Source organism: Pseudosulfitobacter sp. SM2401 (genome assembly GCF_042932805.1).
Taxonomy (GTDB): Bacteria; Pseudomonadota; Alphaproteobacteria; order Rhodobacterales; family Rhodobacteraceae; genus Ascidiaceihabitans.
Genome location: NZ_CP170633.1, coordinates 3270585 through 3292225, shown reverse-complemented (window position 1 = coordinate 3292225; position 21641 = coordinate 3270585). Strand labels below are relative to the sequence as shown.

Below are 21641 nucleotides of genomic sequence, written 5' to 3'. Positions count from 1 at the left end.
GTCGCAAGTCTTACCAATCTGTGACCAAGCCATCAGAATCGGAGCCTAAAATGAAAGACGTTGTAATTGCAGGGGCCGCACGGACCCCAATGGCAGGGTTCCAGGGCGCATTTAGCGCAGTGACGGCTGCCGATTTGGGCGGCGCTGCGATCAAAGCCGCCGTTGCAGGGGCAGGTGCGCCTGCGGTTGACGAGGTTCTGATGGGCTGTGTCTTGCCTGCAGGCCAAGGTCAGGCACCCGCCCGCCAAGCTGGATTCGCCGCTGGTTTGGGCGAAGATGTCCCCGCCACGACCCTGAACAAAATGTGCGGGTCCGGCATGAAGGCTGCGATGATCGCGTTTGATCAGATCGCCTTGGGCCAATCAGATGTCGTTGTCGCAGGCGGTATGGAAAGCATGACAAACGCGCCCTATCTGCTCGACAAAATGCGGGGCGGTGCGCGGATCGGGCATAGTTCCGTGATCGACCACATGTTTCTGGACGGGCTTGAGGACGCGTATGACAAAGGTCGCCTGATGGGCAGTTTTGCCGAGGATTGTGCCGAGACGTTCCAGTTCACCCGGACGATTCAAGACGACTATGCGTTGGCATCTCTGTCGCGCGCGCTTGAGGCGCAACAGACGCAAGCCTTTGATCAAGAGATCGCGCCAGTCGACGTGAAAACCCGCAAAGGTATGACGACAGTTGCAGCGGATGAACAACCCGGCACGGCGCGCCCTGATAAAATCCCGCAACTGAAACCTGCGTTTCGCGAAGGTGGCACAGTCACGGCGGCAAACTCTTCGTCGATCTCGGACGGCGCCGCAGCATTGGTCCTGGCATCAGCCGACGCTGCTACCGCTCAAAACCTGACCGTGCGGGCGCGCATCTTAGGGCATGCCAGCCACGCCCAAGCGCCGGGATTGTTCACAACCGCCCCAGTGCCCGCCGCACAAAAGCTGTTGGCCAAGTTGGGCTGGGACAAAACCGATGTTGATCTTTGGGAAGTGAACGAAGCGTTTGCCGTCGTCCCGCTCGCTTTCATGCACGAAATGGGGCTCAGTCATGACATCGTCAACGTAAACGGCGGTGCCTGTGCGCTGGGCCATCCTATCGGAGCATCGGGGGCACGCATCATGGTGACTCTGCTGAATGCCCTCGAAAAACGCGGGCTGAAACGTGGCATCGCGGCCATCTGCATCGGTGGTGGCGAAGGCACAGCAATCGCAATCGAACGCCCCTGACCATTTGTTTTGATCAAAAATACTCCGGGGGTTTGGGGGCTGGCCCCCATCCTTAACCAACAGAAAGCAGCCTATGCGCGTTGACTACAACACTTTGACGAAAACTCTACGTGCGCTCACCGAGGGTGAAACCGACGCTGTGGCTCTCATGGCGACGGTCGCGTGCGAAGTGCACCACAGCGATGACCGGTTTGACTGGACCGGATTTTACCGTGTCACCGAACCAGAACTGCTGAAAATCGGGCCCTACCAAGGGGGGCACGGCTGTTTGGTGATTCCTTTTGCCCGCGGCGTCTGCGGGGCTGCGGCACGGACGGGTGAAATTCAACTGGTCGCGGATGTTGAGGCGTTTGAGGGCCACATCGCCTGCGCAAGCTCGACCAGATCAGAACTGGTGTTGCCGGTTTTTGGCTTAAATCAAAGGCTGTTAGGGGTTTTTGACCTCGATAGTGATCAGCCAGACGCGTTTACCCAAGCGGATGCAGACGCTCTAAAATCCATTTTGGCTGAGGTGTTTGCACAGGCGGCGTGAAATTTTAACTTGATTTTTCACGCGCGAATGGGCCATCGTGAAATTGTGGCCTGTAATTTCACGGATCACATTCCGCGAAAGCCACTATGCTACAATCAAACCTGTCCAAGCCCGACACGTTGGGCGCTGACCTGCGGGCCCTGCGCAAATCGCGCGGGCTGACGTTGATGGACATGGCCGACGGGCTGGGGCGCTCTGTGGGTTGGCTTAGTCAGGTCGAGCGTGACTTGTCCGAACCCTCCATTACCGACTTGCGCCACATCGCTGGCTTCCTCGAAGTGCCCGTGTCGATCCTGTTTCGAAACGAAGCCGCCCCTGTCGCCGAGGCAGGCTATGTTGTGCGTCAAGGCACGCGGCGCCAAATGGGGTCGACTGTCGCGGGCTTGGTCGAAGAACTGCTGTCGCCCGACCTGACCGACGACTTTGAAATGGTGCATTCCACATTCGAGCCCCACAGCGAGATCACAGACCCCGTGATACGGCCCACTCAAGAGGTCGGATACTTGATCTCGGGTCAGCTGGATCTCGATATCGCGGGTCGGTTGTTTCACATTCACCCCGGTGACAGTTTCCGCATCAAAGGCGAACCGTTTCGCTGGATGAACCCTTATGACGCCCCTGCCGTTGCGGTCTGGGTCATCGCGCCGCCAGTGTATTGAAGGGTTTGTATTGATGACGTTCGAGGGCTGGATCATATTCGCGCTGTTCTGGGGGGTCTTTGTGATCACGCCGGGGCCAAACGCGGTGAACTGCATCACCAACGGCATGACCATCGGGTTTCGCCGCGGGCTGATTGCGGTTTTGGCGATTTTGACCCAAGCGACGTTGTTCCTGATCCTGTCCGCCTTTGGGATCACTGCCTTGATCGCGGCCTCGCCCACAGCGTTCCTGATCGCCAAAACCATCGGCGCATGTTTTCTGATTTTCCTTGGCATACGCGGCTGGATACTGGCCCGCCGCCCACCGCCAAAGGTGCAAGCCAAAGCCGGATCAATCTACGCCAATGCCTTGGCTATTGCTGTGATCAATCCAAAATCCGTCGCCGGATATTTTGCCGCATTTTCACAGTTCGTGTCGCCCGAGGCCCCGATCTGGGGGCAAATGTGGGTGATCATGCCAACAACGCTGACGCTAACAGCATTGGCCTACACAGGGTTCACGGCCATCGGTGCGGGCCTTGGTCGCGCGGCCATGGGCGCTGTGTTCAACGTCTGGGTGCGCCGCGTGATGGGCGCATGTTTTGTCATCTACGGCGTGCTGCTTGGCACCGCCACTACACCAGGGAGAGTGTGATGCTAAAAGGAAGCTGCAACTGCAAAGGCGTGACGTTCACCGTCACCCAACCCGAGACAGCAACAGCTTGCCACTGCGGGCAATGCCGCAAACAATCCGGTCATCATTGGGCATCAGGGCACATGCCCGAAACCGATTTTGAAATCACAGGCGAGGTCCGCTGGTACGAATCCAGCGACATCGCCAAACGAGGTTTCTGTCCCACCTGCGGGTCCTTCCTGTTTTGGAAGCGCAAGGACGAGGACAGTATGAGCTTTTCGCTGGGTTTGATCGACAGCCCCACGAATTTGACCCTGAACCGCCATATCTTCACGGCGGACAAAGGGGATTACTATGAAATAGCGGACGATGCGCCGCAAAGGGAGCACTACAAATGAGCGATTTTCCAACAACAGCCCGCGTCGTCATCATCGGTGGCGGTGTGGTCGGTACATCAACGCTGTACCATCTGGCAAAAGAAGGCTGGACCGATTGCGTTCTACTGGAAAAGAACGAACTGACGGCGGGTTCTACCTGGCACGCGGCAGGTAACGTTCCGAACTTTGCCGGGTCGTGGGCCGTGATGAACATGCAGCGCTACTCAGCCGCGATGTACCGCACGCTGGCCGAAGACGTTGATTACCCGATGAACTATCACGTCACTGGCGCGATCCGTTTGGCCCACACCAAAGAGCGTATGCAGGAATTTGAGCGCGTCGCAGGCATGGGCCGCTACCAAGGTCTGCAAATGGATATTTGCACGCCGGACGAGTTGAAAGAACACAATCCGTTCATGGAAACACATGGCCTTGCGGGTGGTCTTTGGGATCCACTGGATGGCGACATCGATCCCGCCCAGTTGACCCAAGCGTTGGCCAAAGGGGCGCGTGACGCAGGTGGTCGGATCGAACGGTTCTGTTCGGTCACAGGCATCGAACGGGACGGCGACGAGTGGATCGTGAAGACCGAAAAGGGCGACATTCGTTGTGAACACGTCGCCAACTGTGCCGGTTATTATGCGCAACGCGTCGGCGAGATGTTCAAACCATTTGGCGGGCGCACGGTTCCGATGGTTGTCATGTCACACCAGTATTTCTTGACCGATGAAATCCCGGAACTGGCCGCATGGACCAAAGAAAATGGTCGCAAAATGCCGATGATCCGCGACGTGGATACATCTTATTACCTGCGCCAAGACAAGAACGGCCTGAACCTTGGACCATACGAGCGTAATTGTAAGGCCCATTGGGTCACACCTGACGATCCGATGCCCGAAGATTTCTCGTTCCAGCTGTACCCGGATGATCTGGAGCGTTTGGAGTATTACATCGAAGACGCGATGGAGCGTTTACCAGCATTGGGTACCGCAGGTGTTGGTCGCAACATCAACGGCCCGATCCCGTATGCGCCGGATGGCTTGCCAATGATTGGACCAATGCCGGGTGTTCCGAATGCATACGAGGCGCATTCGTTCACATTCGGCATTGCCCAAGGCGGCGGTGCAGGCAAGACATTGGCCGAGTGGATCATGCACGGCGAAACCGAACTGGACATGTGGGCCGTCGATCCACGTCGCTACACTGATTACGCCGATCACGATTACTGCTTGTCCAAAGCGCTGGAAACCTATGGGCACGAATACGCCATGCACTTTCCGCGTCATGAATGGCCCGCAGGCCGTGACAAGAAATTGTCGCCGAACCACGCACGTTTGCAAACGTCCGGTGCCCAATTCGGAGCATACAACGGTTGGGAGCGGGTCAATTGGTTCGCCAAAGACGGTGACGACACATCCGAGGCGGCAACCGAAACCTGGAACCGTGAAGGGCCATGGAGCGCACGCATCAAGGATGAAGTCGAAGCCGTACGTGACGGCACAGGTGTTCTCGATATGCCGGGCTTTTCGCGCTACAAGCTGTCGGGGACGGGCGCTGCGGAATGGTTGCGTGGTCAGATCGCAGGCGCATTGCCAAAAGCTGGCCGCATGAACCTTGGCTATTTCGCAGACAGCCGTGGGCGCATCGTCACCGAGGTCACGATCATCCGTTGGGATGAGGACGATTTCTGGATCATGACCGCCGCCGTGGCCCAATGGCATGACTTTGATTTCCTGGCCAACGCGTTGCCAGCAGATGGTTCTCTGACCCTCACGGACATCACGACAGACTGGTCAACGATGATTGTCACAGGGCCGACATCGCGCGATTTAATCGCGGGTCTTGCACCTGACGCGGACCTGTCCACAGGCTGGTTGACGATCCAGGACGCGACGTTTGCGGGCAAGCCTGCCAAATTGTTCCGCATCTCGTTTGCGGGCGAATTGGGCTGGGAAGTTCACACGTCGTTCGACGATGCGAAGCACGCCTACGACGCGGTGTGCGACGCAGGGGCCACGCCGTTCGGAATGTACGCGCTGAATTCAATGCGGATCGAAAAAGGGTACCGCACGTGGAAGGGCGATTTGTCGTCTGACTACACGTTGCTTGAGGGTGGGATCGAACGGTTTATCCGCTTTGACAAGCCACAGGATTTCCCGGGCAAAGCTGCGTTGCTGGCCGAAAAACAGCAGGGGTCCAAAAAGGGCTTTGTCACGCTGATCGTGGACGCACCATTCACCGATGCGCCTTACATGTCGACGATCTGGCATGGCGACGACGTTGTCGGCGAAACCACTTCGGGTGACTGGGGCTACCGGATCAACAAATCCGTGGCTTTGGGTATGGTGCGCGCCGATTTGGCAGGAGAAGGCACCGAGCTTGAGGTGGAAATCTTTGGCACGCGCTGCAAAGCCGTTGTGCAAAAGGACGAACCGCTTTGGGATCCATCCAACGAACGTATCCGTGCGTGATCAGCACACGATAAAAACATCCAAGGCGCGCAGGGGTGCGCCTTGGTTTTTCACGTGCATGCCTATCCCGACCTACGGTGTGCCGTTTTCCAACAAGACATTTGGCCCACATTGCCTGATGTGGTTTGAACACTGCGAAACTGATGATCGGGTAACACAATGACAATCACTCTTTTGGACGGCGGCATGGGCCAGGAGTTGGTCGCACGGGCGGCCAAGGCGACGTCGCTTTGGTCTGTGCAGGCGTTGCTGGACACGCCTGAAATCGTACGCATGGTGCATGACGAATATTTCGCCGCTGGTGCGGATGTTGCCACGACAAACAGTTATTCGGTTCTGCCCGATCGTTTGATTGCCCATGGCATCGAAGACCAGTTGGACACGTTGGCGCATTTGGCCTGCACTTTGGCCGTTCAATCGCGTGACGCGCATGGCGCGGGGCTGGTGGCCGGCAGTCTTGGGCCACAAGGTTTTTCGTACCGCGCAGATAAATCTCCTCCGGCCGCAGAGGCTGCTGAAACCTACGCCCATCTCGCGCGCATTCACGCCAATTACGTCGATGTGCATGTGCTGGAAACCATGTCTGGCATCGATCAGGCCTTGGGTGGGTTGATGGGCGCGGGCGTGACAGGCAAACCGGTTTGGCTTGCTTTGTCTGTCGATGATCAGGACGGCACAAAACTGCGCTCTGGCGAACCTTTGGTCGACATTTTGCCACTGCTTCGCGAATACAAACCCGCAGCCGTTTTTGTGAATTGTTCACTGCCCGAAGCCGTGGACGCCGCCGTGCCAGTTCTTTCGGTTCAGAGCATCCCTGTAGGTGCCTATGCCAACGGGTTCACTGGAATTGCCGCTGACTTTGACAAGATCGGCGCAACTGTGGACATCTTGAAATCGCGCACGGATTTAGGCCCTGACAGATATGCAGATTTCGCCCAAGGCTGGATTGAGTCTGGTGCGACCCTGATCGGCGGGTGCTGTGAAGTCGGACCTGCACACATCAGCGAACTCGCACGTCGATTTAAGGTGACATAAAGCATGACAGGCGTGACCCCGAAACTGCTCAATCAACGCGCGTCAGGGGATCCTTGGCGCGTGGACATTGTCGTGGCAGAAGGGTTCGTTCTGGTCGAATTGTCCGGCGTGGTCGAAGTGTTGCGAATGGCGAACCGCATCAGCCCCGCACCGTTGTTTGACTGGACGTACCGGTCGCGCACCGGCGGTTACGTGACCAGCTTGGCGGGTCTAGGGATGGACACCGAAACGTTGGCAGAACGCCCCGACGCAGACTATGTCTTTGTCATTGGCAATTCGGATTCTGACCACCCTGAATTGTCGCTGGGCGGCGTGATCAAAACCTACACGTACCGTCGTGCCAAGGTGTTGTTATTGTCCGAAGCCGCGAGTCGATATATTTCGGAGAACCCAGAGGACAGCGACGCGCACACCACCCACTGGGAAAACCGCGCTGTGCTACAAGAACGTGGTGAGCCGGGCGGTGACGGGACCTATGCTTTGGCCGTGGATGACGGTCGCATCGTGACCTGCGCGGGGATGGAATCCGCCGTGGATTTGACCCTTGGGCTGGTCGGAAACCACATGTCGGCGGCGGGGGTCATGACGGCAGCGGATATTTTGCTGCACGAAAAGATACGTGATTTCAAAACCTTGCAACCCTTTGGTGGCAAGCGCCTGACGATGACAGGCGACAAGGAACTGGATCAATGCATCGAGTTGATGCAATCCCACATGGAAGACCCGCGCCCAATCTCTGATCTGGTTGAGCAGGTCGGCATTTCGTCACGTTCGCTGGAACGCCGGTTCCACCGTCACCTGAATACGACGCCTAATACCTACTACCGCGAGCTGCGTTTGAACTGGGCAAATAACCTGCTGTTGAACACGACGTTGACTGTGCGCGAAATCGGGATGGCCTGTGGGTTTCCCAATGGATTTTCCAGCCTCTACCGCAGCTTTTTCGGCGTCACACCAACAGCAATCCGTCAGAAAAAACGGACAACTGGTCGACGCAGCCAACAGGCGTAAAAACTACTCAAAAACGTCAACTATGACGCTTTTGGCGGGCTGCGGTCGACGTATCTGTGCCACACGCGAAAATAACTCATTTCATAAGGTTTCCGCCCATGTCCGATCTTCCTGAAAAAGCCCGCGTTGTCATCATTGGTGGTGGTGTGATCGGCTGCTCTGTGGCTTATCACCTCGCCAAATTGGGGTGGAAAGACGTTGTGTTGCTGGAACGCAAACAGCTGACATCTGGCACCACTTGGCATGCCGCTGGCCTGATTGCACAGCTGCGTGCGACAGCGAACATGACGAAGCTGGCGAAGTATTCGCAGGAATTATACGGCACGCTTGAGGCCGAAACAGGCGTTGCGACAGGGTTCAAGCGCTGCGGTTCGATCACTGTGGCCCTAACCGAAGAGCGCCGCGAAGAGATCTATCGCCAAGCCGGCATGGCCCGCGCATTTGGCGTCGAGGTCGAGGAAATCAGCAACGAGCGCGTCAAAGAATTGTACCCGCACATTAATCTTGAGGGCATCAAGGGTGCGGTTTATCTGCCGCTGGATGGCCAAGGCGATCCAGCCAACATCGCGCTGGCGTTGGCCAAAGGAGCCCGTCAAAACGGTGCTTTGGTCAAAGAGCGCGTCAAGGTCACCGACATCACCAAACAGGGGTGCAGCGTAACGGGCGTTAACTGGACCGACGCTGACGGCAACACTGGTCACATAGCGGCGGACATGGTCGTGAACTGCGGCGGTATGTGGGGTCACGAGGTCGGCCGCATGGCTGGCGTCAACGTGCCTTTGCAGGCCTGCGAACACTTTTACATCGTGACCGAAAGCATCGAAGGGCTAAAGCAATTGCCCGTCCTGCGCGTCCCTGATGAATACGCTTATTACAAAGAGGACGCCGGCAAAATGTTGCTGGGCGCGTTCGAGCCGGAATCCAAACCGTGGGCTGTCGATGGCATCCCCGAAGGGTTCGAATTCGATCAACTGCAAGAAGATTTCGACCACTTTGAACCGATCCTAGAGATGGCTGTTGACCGGATGCCAATGCTGGCCGAGGCGGGGATTCACACGTTCTTTAACGGGCCAGAATCCTTTACGCCAGACGATGCATACCACCTTGGCCTTGCACCAGAGATGGACAACTTTTGGGTGGCCGCTGGTTTCAATTCGATCGGTATTCAGTCTGCGGGTGGCGCTGGCATGGCGCTGGCTGCGTGGATGGACACAGGCGAAAAACCGTTCGATCTGGGCGATGTTGACATCAGTCGGATGCAGCCGTTCCAAGGCAACAAACGCTACCTTGAGGAACGCTCAAAAGAGACGCTGGGCTTGCTTTACGCGGACCATTTCCCGTTCCGCCAAAAGGACACTGCGCGCGGTGTTCGGCGCACACCGTTCCACAACCAATTGCTGGATCGTGGTGCGGTGATGGGCGAATTGGCCGGTTGGGAACGCGCCAACTGGTTCGCCCGCGAAGCCCAAGAGCCCAAATACGAATACAGCTGGTCGCGCCAGAACTTCTTTGACAACGTCCGCGAAGAACACATGGCCGTGCGCCAAAACGTTGGCATGTACGACATGTCGTCATTCGGCAAAATCCGCGTCGAAGGGCGCGACGCGATGGCGTTCATGAACCACGTCGGCGGCGGCGATTACGACGTGCCTGTGGGCAAAATCGTCTACACGCAATTCCTGAATCGCAAGGGCGGGATTGAGGCGGACGTGACAGTTACCCGCATCGAGGAAAACTGCTATTTGGTTGTTACTCCGGCGGCCACACGCCTTGCCGACCAGACATGGATGCGTCGCAATCAGGGCGATTTCAACGTGGTCATCACCGACGTGACTGCGGGTGAAGGCGTGCTGGCTGTCATGGGCCCACGGTCGCGCGAATTGCTGCAAGCGGTGTCGCCAAACGACTTTAGTAACGACGTGAACCCGTTCGGAACAGCACAAGAGATCGAGATCGGCATGGGCCTCGCACGGGTGCACCGTGTGACCTACGTGGGCGAATTGGGCTGGGAAATTTACGTCAGTTCCGACATGTGCGGCCACGTGTTCGAAACGCTGGCCGAGGCCGGTTTTGATTTCGGAATGCGCCTGTGTGGAATGCACATGATGGACACGTGCCGCATGGAAAAAGGCTTCCGCCACTTTGGGCACGACATCACGTCCGAGGACCACGTTTTAGAAGCGGGCCTTGGCTTTGCCGTCAAAACCGACAAGCCTGATTTCATCGGTCGTGATGCGGTTTTACGCAAGCGTGAAACGGGTCTGGAACAACGCCTTGTGCAGTTCAAGCTGACCGATCCAGAGCCGCTTTTGTACCACAACGAGCCGATTTTGCGAAACGGTGAATACGTCGGCTACCTGTCATCCGGCGGGTACGGACATCACGTCGGCGCGTCGCTTGGCATGGGCTATGTTCCGTGCAAAGGCGAAACCGTAGCAGATCTGTTGGACAGCACATTCGAGATCGACGTGATGGGCGTAAAAGTCAAAGCCGAAGCGCAACTGAAGCCGTTCTACGACCCGAAATCCGAACGCGTTAAGGTCTAACATATCCCCTGCCATTCGGGTTTTCCGTTTGGCAGGGATGCCCGCCAAAGACGACACCGATGGACATCGCGCCCAGTCCTGTTAGGCAGGGTCTAACGTCGCATCTGGTGGGTTCCATGTCCAAATCTCCCTCTCCTAAATCTGGTGATACTCTGTCTGGCTTCGGCTTTGCGATGGGGGCGTATTTGCTGTGGGGGTTCCTGCCGCTGTACATGAAAATGTTGCAACACATGCCCCCTGCCGAGGTCGTCGCGCATCGCGTGATTTGGTCCGTACCACTTGCCGGATTGTTGCTGATTGCGTTGCGTCGCACCAGTGATCTGGGGGCTGCATTGCGCAATCCGCGCACCTTGGCGATGGGGTGGTTGACGGCCGCGTTGATCACCATCAACTGGGGTATTTACGTGTGGGCCATTGCCGCTGATCGCGCGTTGGATGCGGCCCTTGGATACTACATAAATCCGCTGTTTAGCGTCGCCTTGGGCGCGTTACTGTTGGGCGAGAAACTGACCCGCGCGCAGATGGTTGCGATTGGATTGGCCGCCGCCGCTGTCGCCATTTTGACCATCTCGAACGGGTCAATTCCTTGGGTCTCCATTGGGCTGACGGTGTCGTGGGGGTTCTACGCGCTTTGCAAGAAACAGCTGCCGATTGGCCCGAACCAAGGGTTCCTCCTTGAGGTGCTGATCCTGCTGGTCCCGGCGCTCGCGTACGTCGGATATCTTGCAAGCACAGGCAGTTCGCACTTCACGTTCACAGCAACGCGCGACACGTGGCTTTTGATGGGCTGCGGCGTGGTCACGGCAGTGCCGCTGATCCTGTACGCCAACGGAGCGAAAGGGCTACGTCTGACAACAATCGCAGTCCTTCAATACATCGCACCTACGATGATTTTCCTCGTTGCGGTGTTTGTGTTTGGCGAAACCTTTGGCCAAGCGCGGATGATCGCATTCCCAATGATTTGGGCGGCGTTGGTGATCTATTCCGTGTCGATGTTCCGCCAAATGCGGCGCTAAAACCTAGGACAGCGCGTCGCGAAATTTCAGGAACCGTGGGTCGGTTTTGACCCGTGCATTCATCGCCTCGCGCAGGGCACCGATGGTCTTGTGTGGGCGCATGACGACTTCGAAATCTTGCATTAGCCCGTCGTCGTTTAGCGTGATCAGATCAACCCCAACGCAATCCAACCCTTCGACGGTGCACTGAAATTCCAGCGCCCAATCATTGCCGGACCCCATGACACGACGGTATTTGAAATCCTGAAACACCTCGTTCACGTGCCCCAAAACGGCCGCCACGGCCTCGCGTCCATTCCATGTGGCCCAGTAGGTCGGAGGACTAAATCGCACGTCCTCTGCCATCAGCGCAGGGACGGCTGCGTGGTCATTTGCCAGAACATGATCGTGGAATTTTTGGATCGTCGGGTGCATGAAGGTTCTCCTGAATTGCACACAGCTTGGCATGCGAAGGGTTGAAAACCAAACCCACATTTGAGATGTGCGCAGGTATGGACGTAACGTATTCCCCCCCGAACGACCCGCTGGTGATCTTGCACGAGGACGCAGAAGTCGTTGTGGTCGACAAGCCTGCAGGCCTGCTGTCTGTCCCTGGTCGGGGCGAACATTTGACCGATTGCCTGATCACGCGACTGCAGGTCGGCTTTCCCCAAGCGTTGCTGGTTCACAGGCTAGATCGGGATACATCTGGCGTCATGGTCTTTGGGCTGACACCCTATGCGCAGCGCCATCTGGCCAAGCAGTTCCAAGACCGGCTCACGAAAAAGACCTACATCGCGCAAGTGCATGGCGTGCCGTCCGACAAGACGGGAACGGTTGATCTGCCGTTGATCGTGGACTGGCCCAATCGACCGCTGCAAATGGTGTGTCACGAGACGGGCAAACCGTCCGTCACCGACTGGCGGGTCACCAAAGTTCAGGGTGAATTTGCCCGTATGCGGCTAACGCCCCAAACCGGTCGCACGCATCAGCTGCGCGTCCACATGCAAGCCATTGGGCATCCGATTGTGGGTGACCCGTTTTATAGTGGGCCTGATTGGGATGATCATCCGCGCATGATGCTGCACGCCGAAGAATTACGGTTCAGGCATCCGCAAAACGGGCAATCAACGCGGATGCGCGCAAAGACCCCGTTTTAAACCGTTAGCCAGCCGTCTGGCAGGATGTCAGGGTTGTTCAGCTTTGGATCGCTGAACCAATTTGCGGGGCCAGCCACACGCTTGTTCGGGTTCGTGTTTAACCATGCCCCCCACCAACTAAAGGATGAATTGGCCAGAACATTGTGCTGGCACAGGCTCATTAATCGCAGGTCTTCGTAATCTGTGTCCGGTCCGTTGAAATCAACAACAACCTTTTCAAAAGGCAGCGGCAGGTTGTCTTTGGCCCAGTCTGGATCGTCCGAAAATACAAAGACGGTCGGGTCGGTATCGAGCCCCTCAACAACCTTGGCCAAAGCCGCATCGTAGTAGATCTGATCACAAAGCCCGTGCGCCCCGACGGTCAAATAATCACCGCGTCGCACGTGCAAAGACACGGATGTTCCAGACGCGATGCGCGTCGCCATTTCAGCGTTCTGGTCTGACATCGGATTGCGCGGAACAAATGCTGCGCGAATGTCCGCCTCAATGTGTTTGAAATAACGCTCCACCTGCCAATACCCGTGCAGATACGTGCCGTCTGGCAGGCTCTCGAATGCTGGATTAAACCCCAAGCCTTTTTCGCGGTACATCTTTGGGGACAGGCCCAAAGCCCGCCACGCTGCATAAGCCAACAGGCGCTCGTGCTGGGTAGGCGGCAAACTGTCAGGCGTCGCTAAATCCAGATCAAAAACGCGGGTTAAGACCCCTTCGCCTTTGTGGATCGCGCGCCGTTCATCCAACGCAAACTCAACGCCCAAGCGCGCAGCCAAACCACGCGCGGCAGCGTATTGAAACATCTGGTTGCCAAGGCGGCCATGCAAGCGTGCGTAAATCATCTAAACCGTAAAAAGGTGCGCCTGTGGCACACCTTCCCCTTTGTTTTGCACCGTAAGGTGGGCGTGTCGCCCACCCTGCGTTTCATTTATTCAGCGGCCCAGCCGGACACGGCTTTGACCTCTAGGAAATCTTCCAGCCCCCAAACGCCACCTTCGCGCCCGTTGCCCGATTGCTTCATCCCGCCAAACGGGGCACCGGCTGCGCGCGATGTGCCGTTCATCTCAACCATGCCAGAACGCAGTTGTGTGGCTAAGCGATTGGCGCGTGCGCTGTCTTGGGTTTGGACGTAGTTGGTCAGGCCGTACGGCGTGTCGTTGGCGATCTCGACGGCCTCCTCTTCGGTGTCGAACGGGATGATTGACAGTACTGGGCCAAAGATTTCCTCGCGCGCGATGGTCATCTGGTTGTTCACGTCGGCGAACACTGTCGGACGTACGTAGAACCCGCGGTTCAGACCCTCAGGGCGGCCTGGGCCACCGGCAACCAGCTTGGCACCTTCGTCGATACCCTTTTCGATCAGCGCTTGGATTTTGTTCCACTGCACTTCGTTCACGACGGGACCTATGTGGCGCCCTTCCTCAGATGCCGGACCAACTGCGACGCTGGCCGCAACTGCGCCTGCTTCTTCCACGGCTTTGTCGTAGACGCCGCGCTGGACCAACATGCGGGACGGCGCGTTGCACGACTGGCCTGTGTTGTTCATCATGTGCAAAACACCGCGTTTGACGGCCTTGTCGTCTGCGTCATCAAAGATCACGTTCGCGCCTTTGCCACCCAATTCCAGATGCACACGTTTCAGCGTTTCAGCGGCGTTCTTGGAAATGGCCGTACCTGCGCGGGTCGAGCCGGTAAAGCTGACCATGTCCACGTCTTTGTGGCCTGTCAGCGTTGTACCGACGCCGACGCCGTCGCCGTTTACCATGTTGAACACACCGGCAGGGAAACCCGCCTCGTGCATCATTTCGGCAAAGATCACCGCGTTCAGCGGGCTTTCTTCGGACGGTTTCAGAACCATCGTGCAGCCAGCAATCGCAGCGGCACCGACCTTGAGCGTGACTTGGTTCATCGGCCAGTTCCACGGGGTGATCAGCGCGGCGACACCGATGGGTTCATAGATGATCCGGTCGTTCGGCGCATGGGCACCCAAGGGGCGGTTGAATTCGAAATTCTTGGCGGCACGGATGAAGTTTTTCAGGTGGTACGATCCTGCGCCAACTTGGCTGGAACGTGACATCGAAATCGGAGCGCCCATTTCGGTGCTCATGGCTGTGGCCATGTCATCGGCGCGGGCCTCATATATTTCGATCAGCTTGGACACAAAGGCGATGCGCTCTTCTACGGGCGTTGCCATCCATGCCGGAAACGCAGCCTTGGCAGCCGCAACTGCGGCGTTCGCGTCAGCCTCTGTGCCCATTGAAATCACAGCGCAGGGTTCCTCGGTCGAGGGATCAATCACGTGATGATCCGCGCCACCTTGGCTTTTGACCCATTGGCCATTGATGTAAAAATCGCGTTTTTCCAGCATAGTGATTCTCCTGATGCGAGGCGGCCCATGGCCTGTGTTTGTCGGCACCTTGGCACCACAATTGGGGCAGGGCAAGGCGTCGCATGTATCCATACAATACTTGCGTTTGATCTCGCAAAGCCCACATAATCGATAATCAATCAAAGGAGAGACCCATGGGTTTGCGCATCAACGACACTATCCCTAACCTGACCGTCGACACGGACCACGGCACAATCACACTGCACGACTGGATTGGGGATGACTGGGCGATTCTGTTTTCACACCCCAAGGATTTCACGCCAGTCTGCACGACAGAATTTGGCGCAGTGGCACAGTTGGCCGACGAATGGGCGGCGCGCGGTACCAAGGTGATCGGCGTGTCAGTGGACGGCGTTGAGGACCACAAAAAGTGGAAAGGCGACATCGAGAAGGTTGCAGGCACCACGGCTGGTTTTCCGATTATCGCAGACACGGGGCTGGAAGTGTCCAAGGCCTTCGACATGCTGCCAGCCGAGGCGTATTTGCCAGACGGGCGCACCCCTGCCGACAGCGCCACCGTTCGATCCGTGTTCATCATCGGACCAGATAAACAGCTGAAATTGTCGATGACTTACCCGATGACGGTTGGCCGTAACTTTGCCGAAGTTTTGCGGGCACTGGACGGCTTGCAAATGGCGACAGGCAACGGCGTGGCGACCCCCGCCAACTGGGTGCCGGGTGACGATGTGATCATCCCGCCAACGGTTTCGAACGAAGACGCTAAAGCCAAGTTTGGTGAATTCGAAACGATCCTGCCCTACCTGCGCAAGACCAAAGCCCCGGGCTAAACTTGCGGGCGTGCGTTGACCGCGCGCCTGTAATTGAACCGACGAATTTCCCGCACTAGCTTGCCGCTGGTGCGGGTTTTCTTTTGGATGGTCGAACCGCCAAGATCAGCCGTTAATTCAGCCACACCGTTCGGCAGGATCGTGTGGATTTTTTGGCCGTGCACCCAGTGCATTTGCAAAAATGTATCAACGGGACGATCCAGTTTTTGCGTCGCATCCAACAATCGCTGTGCTGCATTTCGGCCCACCACTTGGCACACGGTTTGCAAGCCGACGACCTTTGGTAAAAAGAAGCGGGCCAAGCCATCGCGCGCGATGTCCTGAGCCGCAATTTCCCGCGCTTTTGCGGGCAGTCTGATGAAATGATTGGGCGTCATATGTGCGGCGATCAAGGCCATCACGCTGGGCCAAACTATTGTATCAATGTGCAAGTCATCTTCGGCAATCAGCGCGTAGTCGGCGCCACTGTCCACAATGTGCTGCCAGCATTTGCGGTGCGACAGCGTGCAGCCGATTTCACCATTTCCCATCGCGAAAGGATAGTTTGGCACGTGCAGGTTGCCGGGCGCGGTTTGAACGCCTTGACCGGTCGCAGCCTCGATCACCTGCGCATCAGGAAGGTCCGTCAGCAGGCGATCGACGTTTGAACGTCGCGCGGTGGCCGAGGACATGTGAATGATAAACGATTGCATGGACAACGCCTTAACCCCAAACGCTGTCCGCTTCAAATCGGCAATTCAGTGGTCGATTTCAATTCCTTCAGAACAAAGCTGGACTGGACGCTGCGCACATAATCGGACCGCAACAAGGTGTGGGTCATGAATTGCTCGTAGGCTTCTACATCTGCAACCTTGATTTTCAGGCTGTAATCGAACCCGCCTGAGGTCGCCAGGCATTCGATGATTTCCGGATGACCTTGGATCAAGCGGGCAAAGCCGGCGACAGTGTCTTCGGCATGATCCGCAAGGGTGATTGACGCCAGCACTGTCAGTTTGCACCCCAAATGCGCAGCGTTCAGCAAGGCGACTCGGGATGTGATGACACCGCTGGCTTCCATTTCTTGGACCTTTCGCCAAACCGTGCTTTGCGCCATGCCGCAGACCTGAGCAATTTGTGCCAAGGATTGGCTGCAATCACGTTGCAGTTCTTGCAAAAGCGCGCGTTCTGGATTGGAAAAGTTCATATTTTCGACTCTGAATGGATAATTTTCCAAATCCCATCATAATTGCGAGTGAATTGAAAGCACTTTGTGCAGAATTAGGGGGATCGTAGTCAAAAGCCATAAGGGACAAAACCATGCCAATAACTGCTGATTACGAGTCTAAAATTGCCGGCGCGAACGGCTTGTTTCACTACACCGCATCAGAAACCGCCGTTTGGCGTGATCTGTTCGACCAGCAAATGGCAAATCTGCGGACACATGCCTGTGCGGCCTATCTGGATGGGCAAGCCGCGCTCGGCATGATCGGCGACACGGTACCGCAAGTTGTCGACATCAATGCGCGGCTGAATGCGATCAACGGATCAGGGGTCAAAGCAGTGGATGCGCTGATCCCGCAGGATGAATTTTCGACGTTGCTCAGCGAGCGCCGCTTTCCCGTCGCGACCTTTATCCGGCGGCGCGAGCATTTCGACTACATCGAAGAGCCGGACATTTTCCACGAGTGTTTTGGCCACTGCCCGATGCTGACGAACGAAGCGTTTTGCCAGTTTATGGAACGGTTCGGGCGGTTGGCGTTGGATTTGGGGAATGACTATTCCGAGCGGCTGTTTCGCCTGTTCTGGTTCACAGTTGAGTTCGGTTTGATCCGTGAAAACGGTGCGCGCAAGGCGTTCGGCGCCGGCATTATCAGCAGCCCAGAAGAGCTGGCCTATGCGATGACAGACGCCCCCAAAGTGATGCCGTTTGATCTGATGACAGTCCTGCGCACACCTTACCGGATCGATATTCTGCAACCGGTGTATTTTGAAATTGACAGTTTTGAGCAACTGGCCAACAGTTTGGAGTGTGACATGCAAGCGATGTTGGATGAAGCTGCACGACTGGGGGATTTGCCGAGCCTTTTTGACGATGCTGCTTAGCTCATTCATTCAAGAATAACAGCCAGGCTTGATCCCAAACCCTACTTTCCTCAGTATGACGTGGTGACTGATATCCCGCGCCATGTTTTTCCATCGCCTTATGACACGCCGTTGGCTGAATGGTAGGAGGGTTGCTACGATCATTTCTATGTCGTGCTGAACTCATTTTTCAGGGTGGACGGCTATCATCCACTCTTGCACGCATATGGGCCGCAACATGTTGGATCAAAGTCTGTTGCAGAGGTATTATCAATGATCCAATACCCACCCGAATACCCTCGCTCAGCCCCAGTTGGCTTTGAAAATGTGGTCAAGGAACAGAGTGTTTCGGTCACGTGGCGTGAGGTTTTCGATCAAATCGAAGGTTCCGATTTTAATAGGTTCGTGCGCACCGTGTGGCTTTGGGCTGTGGGTCATGCAGATGAAATTGAAGCGGATACCAGCCTTATAAACTCATTGGATAATTTGCGACAAGAAACCGGTCTCTACCCTCCCGAAGAAGATTGGCTTCCGGCCATTACTGAACCAACATTGTTCGATTACTTTACCGCATTGGAAATCGAAATTGTCCAACTTTGGGGCGAGTGGCGAGATGAATCATGCTCTTGTCCGGTCACCAATTTCGCATCGAATCTGCCAACCTTAGAAGTCGAAGGCAATACACCCAGTGCTGTAACCGCAGACGGGATCATGATCCATTGGCAAAATAATGAGGTGCATGGACTGATTTGCCTGACCGAAGCACAGCGTCAAAAAGCTGATCCGGCAAAATACTTTGAAGGCTATTGGCTGCCGACATTTGTAAGGGACGCGGGTTATGATCCACTTGGCTTGGCACAGTTTTTGTCGCTTAAGACACCAAACTAAAAGGGCCCCGACGTTTCCGACAGGGCCCAAGTTTTAGAAAGCTAACAGAGGGGTTTATTCCTCGGCAGCTGCTTCTGGTTTGGCTTCTTCGCCGGTAACCTGATCGACAACTTTCATCGACAGACGGACTTTGCCGCGGTCGTCAAAGCCCAGCAATTTGACCTTCACTTCTTGGCCCTCTTTGAGGACGTCGGAAGGGTGGTTCAAACGGCGGTTTTCGATTTGGGACACGTGGACCAGACCGTCGCGTTTGCCAAAGAAGTTCACGAATGCACCGAAATCGACGATTTTGACGACTGTACCGGTGTAAACCATGCCTTCTTCTGGCTCTGCCACGATCGAGTGGATCATGTCGTAGGCTTTCTTGATCGAGTCACCGTTTGGCGATGCGATCTTGATGATGCCTTCGTCGTTGATGTCGACTTTGGCGCCGGACACTTCAACGATTTCACGGATCACTTTACCGCCCGAACCGATCACTTCGCGGATTTTGTCCGTTGGGATCTGCATGGTTTCGATGCGTGGGGCGTGGACCGAGAAGTCAGCCGCACCTGTCAGTGCTTTGCTCATTTCACCAAGGATGTGCAAACGGCCGGCACGTGCCTGCTCGAGCGCTTTTTCCATGATCTCTGGCGTGATGCCTGCGATCTTGATGTCCATTTGCAAAGACGTGATGCCGTTTTCGGTACCCGCCACTTTAAAGTCCATGTCGCCAAGGTGATCTTCGTCGCCCAAAATGTCGGACAGGATGGCGTAGTCGCCGCTGTCTTCCATGATCAGGCCCATGGCCACACCAGCAACCGCAGATTTCAACGGCACACCCGCGTCCATCATGGACAAGGAACCACCGCAAACGGACGCCATTGAGGACGAGCCGTTGGATTCTGTGATCTCGGACACAACGCGCACCGTGTATGGGAAATCAGTTGCGGCTGGCAGAACGGCTTGCAACGCGCGCCATGCCAATTTGCCGTGACCGATTTCGCGACGACCCGGAGGGCCCACGCGACCAGCTTCACCAACCGAATAGGGTGGGAAGTTATAGTGCAGCAAGAAGTTGGATTTGAAGTTGCCGTGCAGCGAGTCGATGAACTGTTCGTCGTCTCCGGTGCCCAGCGTGGTCACAACCAAACCTTGGGTTTCGCCGCGCGTAAACAGGGCAGAACCGTGGGTACGTGGCAGCAAACCGGTTTGGCAAACGATGTCGCGGATTTCATCCGTCGCCCGACCGTCCAAACGCTTACCTGTTTTGACGATGTCGCCGCGCAGGATTGACGCCTCAAGGCCCTTCATTGCGGAACCAAGGTTTGCGTCGCCTTGTTGCTCTTCGCTCAGCGCGTCCATGATTGTGGCGCGGGCTGCTGCAACTGCGGTTGTACGCTCTTGCTTGTCACCGATTGCGAATGCAGCGCGCATGCCAGCTTCGCCAGCGGCTGCAACAGCAGCAGACAGTTCGGAATAATCAGCAGGCTGGTAATCGAACGGCTCTTTTGCAGCATCTTCGGCCAGATCAACGATCAGATCGATCACAGGCTGGAACGCATCGTGGGCGAATTTCACCGCGCCGAGCATTTCTGCCTCGGACAGTTCGTAGGCTTCTGATTCAACCATCATCACGGCGTCTTTGGTACCGGCAACAACCAGATCAAGACGCTGTTCAGGGTTCAGGCGCAGGTCCTGCATGTCGTCGATTTCAGGGTTCAGGATGTATTCACCATCCGAGAAACCAACACGGCACGCAGCGATTGGGCCCATGAATGGCGCACCAGAGATCGTCAGCGCGGCAGAGGCTGCGATCATCGCAACCATGTCAGGGTCATTGACCAGGTCGTGGCTTAGAACTGTACACATCACCAGAACTTCGTTTTTGAAGCCAGGGACGAACAGTGGGCGCAACGGACGGTCGATCAGGCGCGATGTCAGTGTTTCTTTTTCTGACGGGCGCGCTTCGCGTTTGAAAAAGCCACCTGGTACTTTACCGGCGGCGTAATAGCGTTCGAGGTAGTGCACGGTCAGCGGAAAGAAATCCTGACCCGGCTTTTGCTTTTTGGCAAAAGTGACGTTGGCCATAACGGATGTCTCGCCCAGTGTGGCGATGACAGAACCGTCGGCTTGACGCGCGACTTTGCCTGTTTCCAGTGTCAGCGTCTCTTCGCCCCACTGCATAGATTTCGTTGTAACGTTAAACATCTAAGTTTCCTTGTTGGCCCATTGGCCATTGCATAGGGGCCGAATTGCCCCTGACTCGCTTTATTGTCTGTTCGGGCGCTAGAGTCCGAGCGCCCAATAGCGCGCGCATACCCTAGATTGAGCAGGATGGGAAGGGATGTGTGGTTTGGGGTGTGATCGCGAAAGCCCAAGACGTCGCTGCTGCCAGCTAGACGATGTGCTTTGTCGCTTGATCAATGCAGCAGGGAATTTCTATGTCCCCTGCTGCATCTGTTTTGGACCTAATCGATAAAGATCACATCACCGTCCGCTGGATCATTCAGCACGGCGCGATCGGTTCGACCGTCATGTTTGATGTAACAGCCATTCATGCGAAACGACGCTTTGTAGTGCGGCTTGCCATCCGTGTAGGTCACTTTTTCCAAGCGTAGCCACTTGGGCTCTTCTCCGCCTGTGACGTGTTCGATCACCGCGGTTGCCCCGCTGACGATGATGATCGCATTATCGCCAAGCGTTTCATCGACGGATTTGGTGAACCCGTAAGACCAAACATTTTTCGATTTGTTGTAGATGTGGCGCGTGCAATCAGCAAACGCTGGCTGCGACAGCATTGCCATGCCCATGATCGCGGCACCTATCGCCACAGAAGTGTTTCGAATTTTCATTTGAATTAGTCCTCTTTGATAAAAGTCTTGGGTGTTGGATGTGAAAGAAAAGATACCTGAAAACA

Annotated in this window: 21 protein-coding genes; 14 read left to right on the top strand and 7 right to left on the bottom strand. The window is 56.1% G+C overall.

Features of this window, described 5'->3' with window-relative positions:
- Nucleotides 1-50 precede the first annotated feature (50 nt).
- From ACFIO0_RS16145 to rarD, 10 genes are all read left to right on the top strand, one after another.
- Nucleotides 51-1223, top strand: coding sequence for an acetyl-CoA C-acyltransferase (locus ACFIO0_RS16145; protein WP_390911418.1), 1173 nt, complete (start codon nucleotides 51-53; stop codon nucleotides 1221-1223).
- A gap of 73 nt (nucleotides 1224-1296) precedes the next feature.
- On the top strand, nucleotides 1297-1755 hold the full coding sequence (locus tag ACFIO0_RS16140; RefSeq protein WP_390911417.1) for a GAF domain-containing protein: 459 nt from the start codon (nucleotides 1297-1299) through the stop codon (nucleotides 1753-1755).
- A gap of 86 nt (nucleotides 1756-1841) precedes the next feature.
- A complete protein-coding gene (locus tag ACFIO0_RS16135) occupies nucleotides 1842-2414 on the top strand; it encodes a helix-turn-helix domain-containing protein (protein ID WP_390911416.1) in 573 nt (190 codons plus the stop codon).
- Between the two features lie 13 nt (nucleotides 2415-2427).
- Nucleotides 2428-3048 carry a LysE family transporter gene (locus tag ACFIO0_RS16130; protein WP_390911415.1) on the top strand — a complete coding sequence of 207 codons (621 nt, stop codon included), beginning with the start codon at nucleotides 2428-2430 and terminating at the stop codon, nucleotides 3046-3048.
- A complete protein-coding gene (locus tag ACFIO0_RS16125; RefSeq protein WP_390911414.1) occupies nucleotides 3048-3425 on the top strand; it encodes a GFA family protein in 378 nt (125 codons plus the stop codon). The genes ACFIO0_RS16130 and ACFIO0_RS16125 overlap by 1 nt, the downstream gene beginning before the upstream one ends.
- Nucleotides 3422-5875: an FAD-dependent oxidoreductase gene (locus ACFIO0_RS16120; RefSeq protein ID WP_390911413.1), complete on the top strand. Its 2454-nt coding sequence runs from the start codon at nucleotides 3422-3424 to the stop codon at nucleotides 5873-5875. The genes ACFIO0_RS16125 and ACFIO0_RS16120 overlap by 4 nt, the downstream gene beginning before the upstream one ends.
- 159 nt (nucleotides 5876-6034) lie before the next feature.
- Nucleotides 6035-6910, top strand: coding sequence for a homocysteine S-methyltransferase family protein (locus tag ACFIO0_RS16115; RefSeq protein ID WP_390911412.1), 876 nt, complete (start codon nucleotides 6035-6037; stop codon nucleotides 6908-6910).
- A gap of 3 nt (nucleotides 6911-6913) precedes the next feature.
- The gene (locus tag ACFIO0_RS16110; protein WP_390911411.1) at nucleotides 6914-7921 is read left to right on the top strand and encodes a helix-turn-helix domain-containing protein; all 1008 of its coding nucleotides are present in this window, start codon (nucleotides 6914-6916) and stop codon (nucleotides 7919-7921) included.
- Nucleotides 7922-8019: 98 nt separating this feature from the next.
- Nucleotides 8020-10467 carry an FAD-dependent oxidoreductase gene (locus tag ACFIO0_RS16105; RefSeq protein WP_390911410.1) on the top strand — a complete coding sequence of 816 codons (2448 nt, stop codon included), beginning with the start codon at nucleotides 8020-8022 and terminating at the stop codon, nucleotides 10465-10467.
- Between the two features lie 116 nt (nucleotides 10468-10583).
- Nucleotides 10584-11483, top strand: coding sequence for an EamA family transporter RarD (gene rarD, locus ACFIO0_RS16100; RefSeq protein ID WP_390911409.1), 900 nt, complete (start codon nucleotides 10584-10586; stop codon nucleotides 11481-11483).
- A gap of 3 nt (nucleotides 11484-11486) precedes the next feature.
- Here the strand turns inward: rarD and ACFIO0_RS16095 are convergent, their stop codons facing one another.
- Nucleotides 11487-11897 carry a nuclear transport factor 2 family protein gene (locus ACFIO0_RS16095; protein ID WP_390911408.1) on the bottom strand — a complete coding sequence of 137 codons (411 nt, stop codon included), beginning with the start codon at nucleotides 11895-11897 and terminating at the stop codon, nucleotides 11487-11489.
- Nucleotides 11898-11974: 77 nt separating this feature from the next.
- Between ACFIO0_RS16095 and ACFIO0_RS16090 the strand changes: the two genes are divergently transcribed.
- Nucleotides 11975-12622: an RluA family pseudouridine synthase gene (locus ACFIO0_RS16090; protein WP_390911407.1), complete on the top strand. Its 648-nt coding sequence runs from the start codon at nucleotides 11975-11977 to the stop codon at nucleotides 12620-12622.
- Here the strand turns inward: ACFIO0_RS16090 and ACFIO0_RS16085 are convergent.
- Complete coding sequence (locus ACFIO0_RS16085; protein WP_390911406.1) at nucleotides 12619-13458, bottom strand: alpha-1,2-fucosyltransferase; 840 nt, start codon at nucleotides 13456-13458, stop codon at nucleotides 12619-12621. The two genes, ACFIO0_RS16090 and ACFIO0_RS16085, sit on opposite strands and share 4 nt — an antisense overlap.
- Nucleotides 13459-13544: 86 nt before the next feature.
- Nucleotides 13545-14984, bottom strand: coding sequence for an aldehyde dehydrogenase family protein (locus ACFIO0_RS16080; RefSeq protein ID WP_390911405.1), 1440 nt, complete (start codon nucleotides 14982-14984; stop codon nucleotides 13545-13547).
- Nucleotides 14985-15139: 155 nt separating this feature from the next.
- Between ACFIO0_RS16080 and ACFIO0_RS16075 the strand changes: the two genes are divergently transcribed.
- A complete protein-coding gene (locus ACFIO0_RS16075) occupies nucleotides 15140-15793 on the top strand; it encodes a redoxin domain-containing protein (RefSeq protein WP_390911404.1) in 654 nt (217 codons plus the stop codon).
- Here the strand turns inward: ACFIO0_RS16075 and ACFIO0_RS16070 are convergent.
- Both ACFIO0_RS16070 and ACFIO0_RS16065 read right to left on the bottom strand, forming a co-directional pair.
- A complete protein-coding gene (locus ACFIO0_RS16070; protein ID WP_390911403.1) occupies nucleotides 15790-16485 on the bottom strand; it encodes a glycosyltransferase family 25 protein in 696 nt (231 codons plus the stop codon). The genes ACFIO0_RS16075 and ACFIO0_RS16070 overlap by 4 nt on opposite strands.
- A 32-nt stretch (nucleotides 16486-16517) precedes the next feature.
- A complete protein-coding gene (locus ACFIO0_RS16065; protein ID WP_390911402.1) occupies nucleotides 16518-16976 on the bottom strand; it encodes an Lrp/AsnC ligand binding domain-containing protein in 459 nt (152 codons plus the stop codon).
- Nucleotides 16977-17089: 113 nt separating this feature from the next.
- Here ACFIO0_RS16065 and ACFIO0_RS16060 point away from each other — a divergent pair, with 113 nt between their 5' ends.
- Nucleotides 17090-17875, top strand: coding sequence for a phenylalanine 4-monooxygenase (locus ACFIO0_RS16060; RefSeq protein ID WP_390911401.1), 786 nt, complete (start codon nucleotides 17090-17092; stop codon nucleotides 17873-17875).
- Nucleotides 17876-18127: 252 nt separating this feature from the next.
- A complete protein-coding gene (locus tag ACFIO0_RS16055; RefSeq protein ID WP_390911400.1) occupies nucleotides 18128-18742 on the top strand; it encodes a hypothetical protein in 615 nt (204 codons plus the stop codon).
- Nucleotides 18743-18796: 54 nt separating this feature from the next.
- Here ACFIO0_RS16055 and pnp read toward each other — a convergent pair whose 3' ends face one another.
- Together pnp and ACFIO0_RS16045 are read right to left on the bottom strand one after the other, a co-directional pair.
- Nucleotides 18797-20932 (bottom strand): polyribonucleotide nucleotidyltransferase, encoded by a 2136-nt coding sequence (pnp, locus tag ACFIO0_RS16050; protein WP_390911399.1) that lies wholly within the window; start codon nucleotides 20930-20932, stop codon nucleotides 18797-18799.
- Nucleotides 20933-21192: 260 nt separating this feature from the next.
- A complete protein-coding gene (locus ACFIO0_RS16045) occupies nucleotides 21193-21576 on the bottom strand; it encodes a hypothetical protein (protein ID WP_390911398.1) in 384 nt (127 codons plus the stop codon).
- Nucleotides 21577-21641 lie beyond the last annotated feature (65 nt).

Excerpts from the sequence above, each read along its gene's own strand:
- ACFIO0_RS16145 (WP_390911418.1), top strand. The coding sequence starts at position 51 with ATGAAAGACGTTGTAATTGCAGGGGCCGCACGGACCCCAATGGCAGGG.
- ACFIO0_RS16140 (WP_390911417.1), top strand. The coding sequence starts at position 1,297 with ATGCGCGTTGACTACAACACTTTGACGAAAACTCTACGTGCGCTCACC.
- ACFIO0_RS16135 (WP_390911416.1), top strand. The coding sequence starts at position 1,842 with ATGCTACAATCAAACCTGTCCAAGCCCGACACGTTGGGCGCTGACCTG.
- ACFIO0_RS16130 (WP_390911415.1), top strand. The coding sequence starts at position 2,428 with ATGACGTTCGAGGGCTGGATCATATTCGCGCTGTTCTGGGGGGTCTTT.
- ACFIO0_RS16125 (WP_390911414.1), top strand. The coding sequence starts at position 3,048 with ATGCTAAAAGGAAGCTGCAACTGCAAAGGCGTGACGTTCACCGTCACC.
- ACFIO0_RS16120 (WP_390911413.1), top strand. The coding sequence starts at position 3,422 with ATGAGCGATTTTCCAACAACAGCCCGCGTCGTCATCATCGGTGGCGGT.
- ACFIO0_RS16115 (WP_390911412.1), top strand. The coding sequence starts at position 6,035 with ATGACAATCACTCTTTTGGACGGCGGCATGGGCCAGGAGTTGGTCGCA.
- ACFIO0_RS16110 (WP_390911411.1), top strand. The coding sequence starts at position 6,914 with ATGACAGGCGTGACCCCGAAACTGCTCAATCAACGCGCGTCAGGGGAT.
- ACFIO0_RS16105 (WP_390911410.1), top strand. The coding sequence starts at position 8,020 with ATGTCCGATCTTCCTGAAAAAGCCCGCGTTGTCATCATTGGTGGTGGT.
- rarD (WP_390911409.1), top strand. The coding sequence starts at position 10,584 with ATGTCCAAATCTCCCTCTCCTAAATCTGGTGATACTCTGTCTGGCTTC.
- ACFIO0_RS16095 (WP_390911408.1), bottom strand. The coding sequence starts at position 11,897 with ATGCACCCGACGATCCAAAAATTCCACGATCATGTTCTGGCAAATGAC.
- ACFIO0_RS16090 (WP_390911407.1), top strand. The coding sequence starts at position 11,975 with ATGGACGTAACGTATTCCCCCCCGAACGACCCGCTGGTGATCTTGCAC.
- ACFIO0_RS16085 (WP_390911406.1), bottom strand. The coding sequence starts at position 13,458 with ATGATTTACGCACGCTTGCATGGCCGCCTTGGCAACCAGATGTTTCAA.
- ACFIO0_RS16080 (WP_390911405.1), bottom strand. The coding sequence starts at position 14,984 with ATGCTGGAAAAACGCGATTTTTACATCAATGGCCAATGGGTCAAAAGC.
- ACFIO0_RS16075 (WP_390911404.1), top strand. The coding sequence starts at position 15,140 with ATGGGTTTGCGCATCAACGACACTATCCCTAACCTGACCGTCGACACG.
- ACFIO0_RS16070 (WP_390911403.1), bottom strand. The coding sequence starts at position 16,485 with ATGCAATCGTTTATCATTCACATGTCCTCGGCCACCGCGCGACGTTCA.
- ACFIO0_RS16065 (WP_390911402.1), bottom strand. The coding sequence starts at position 16,976 with ATGAACTTTTCCAATCCAGAACGCGCGCTTTTGCAAGAACTGCAACGT.
- ACFIO0_RS16060 (WP_390911401.1), top strand. The coding sequence starts at position 17,090 with ATGCCAATAACTGCTGATTACGAGTCTAAAATTGCCGGCGCGAACGGC.
- ACFIO0_RS16055 (WP_390911400.1), top strand. The coding sequence starts at position 18,128 with ATGATCCAATACCCACCCGAATACCCTCGCTCAGCCCCAGTTGGCTTT.
- pnp (WP_390911399.1), bottom strand. The coding sequence starts at position 20,932 with ATGTTTAACGTTACAACGAAATCTATGCAGTGGGGCGAAGAGACGCTG.
- ACFIO0_RS16045 (WP_390911398.1), bottom strand. The coding sequence starts at position 21,576 with ATGAAAATTCGAAACACTTCTGTGGCGATAGGTGCCGCGATCATGGGC.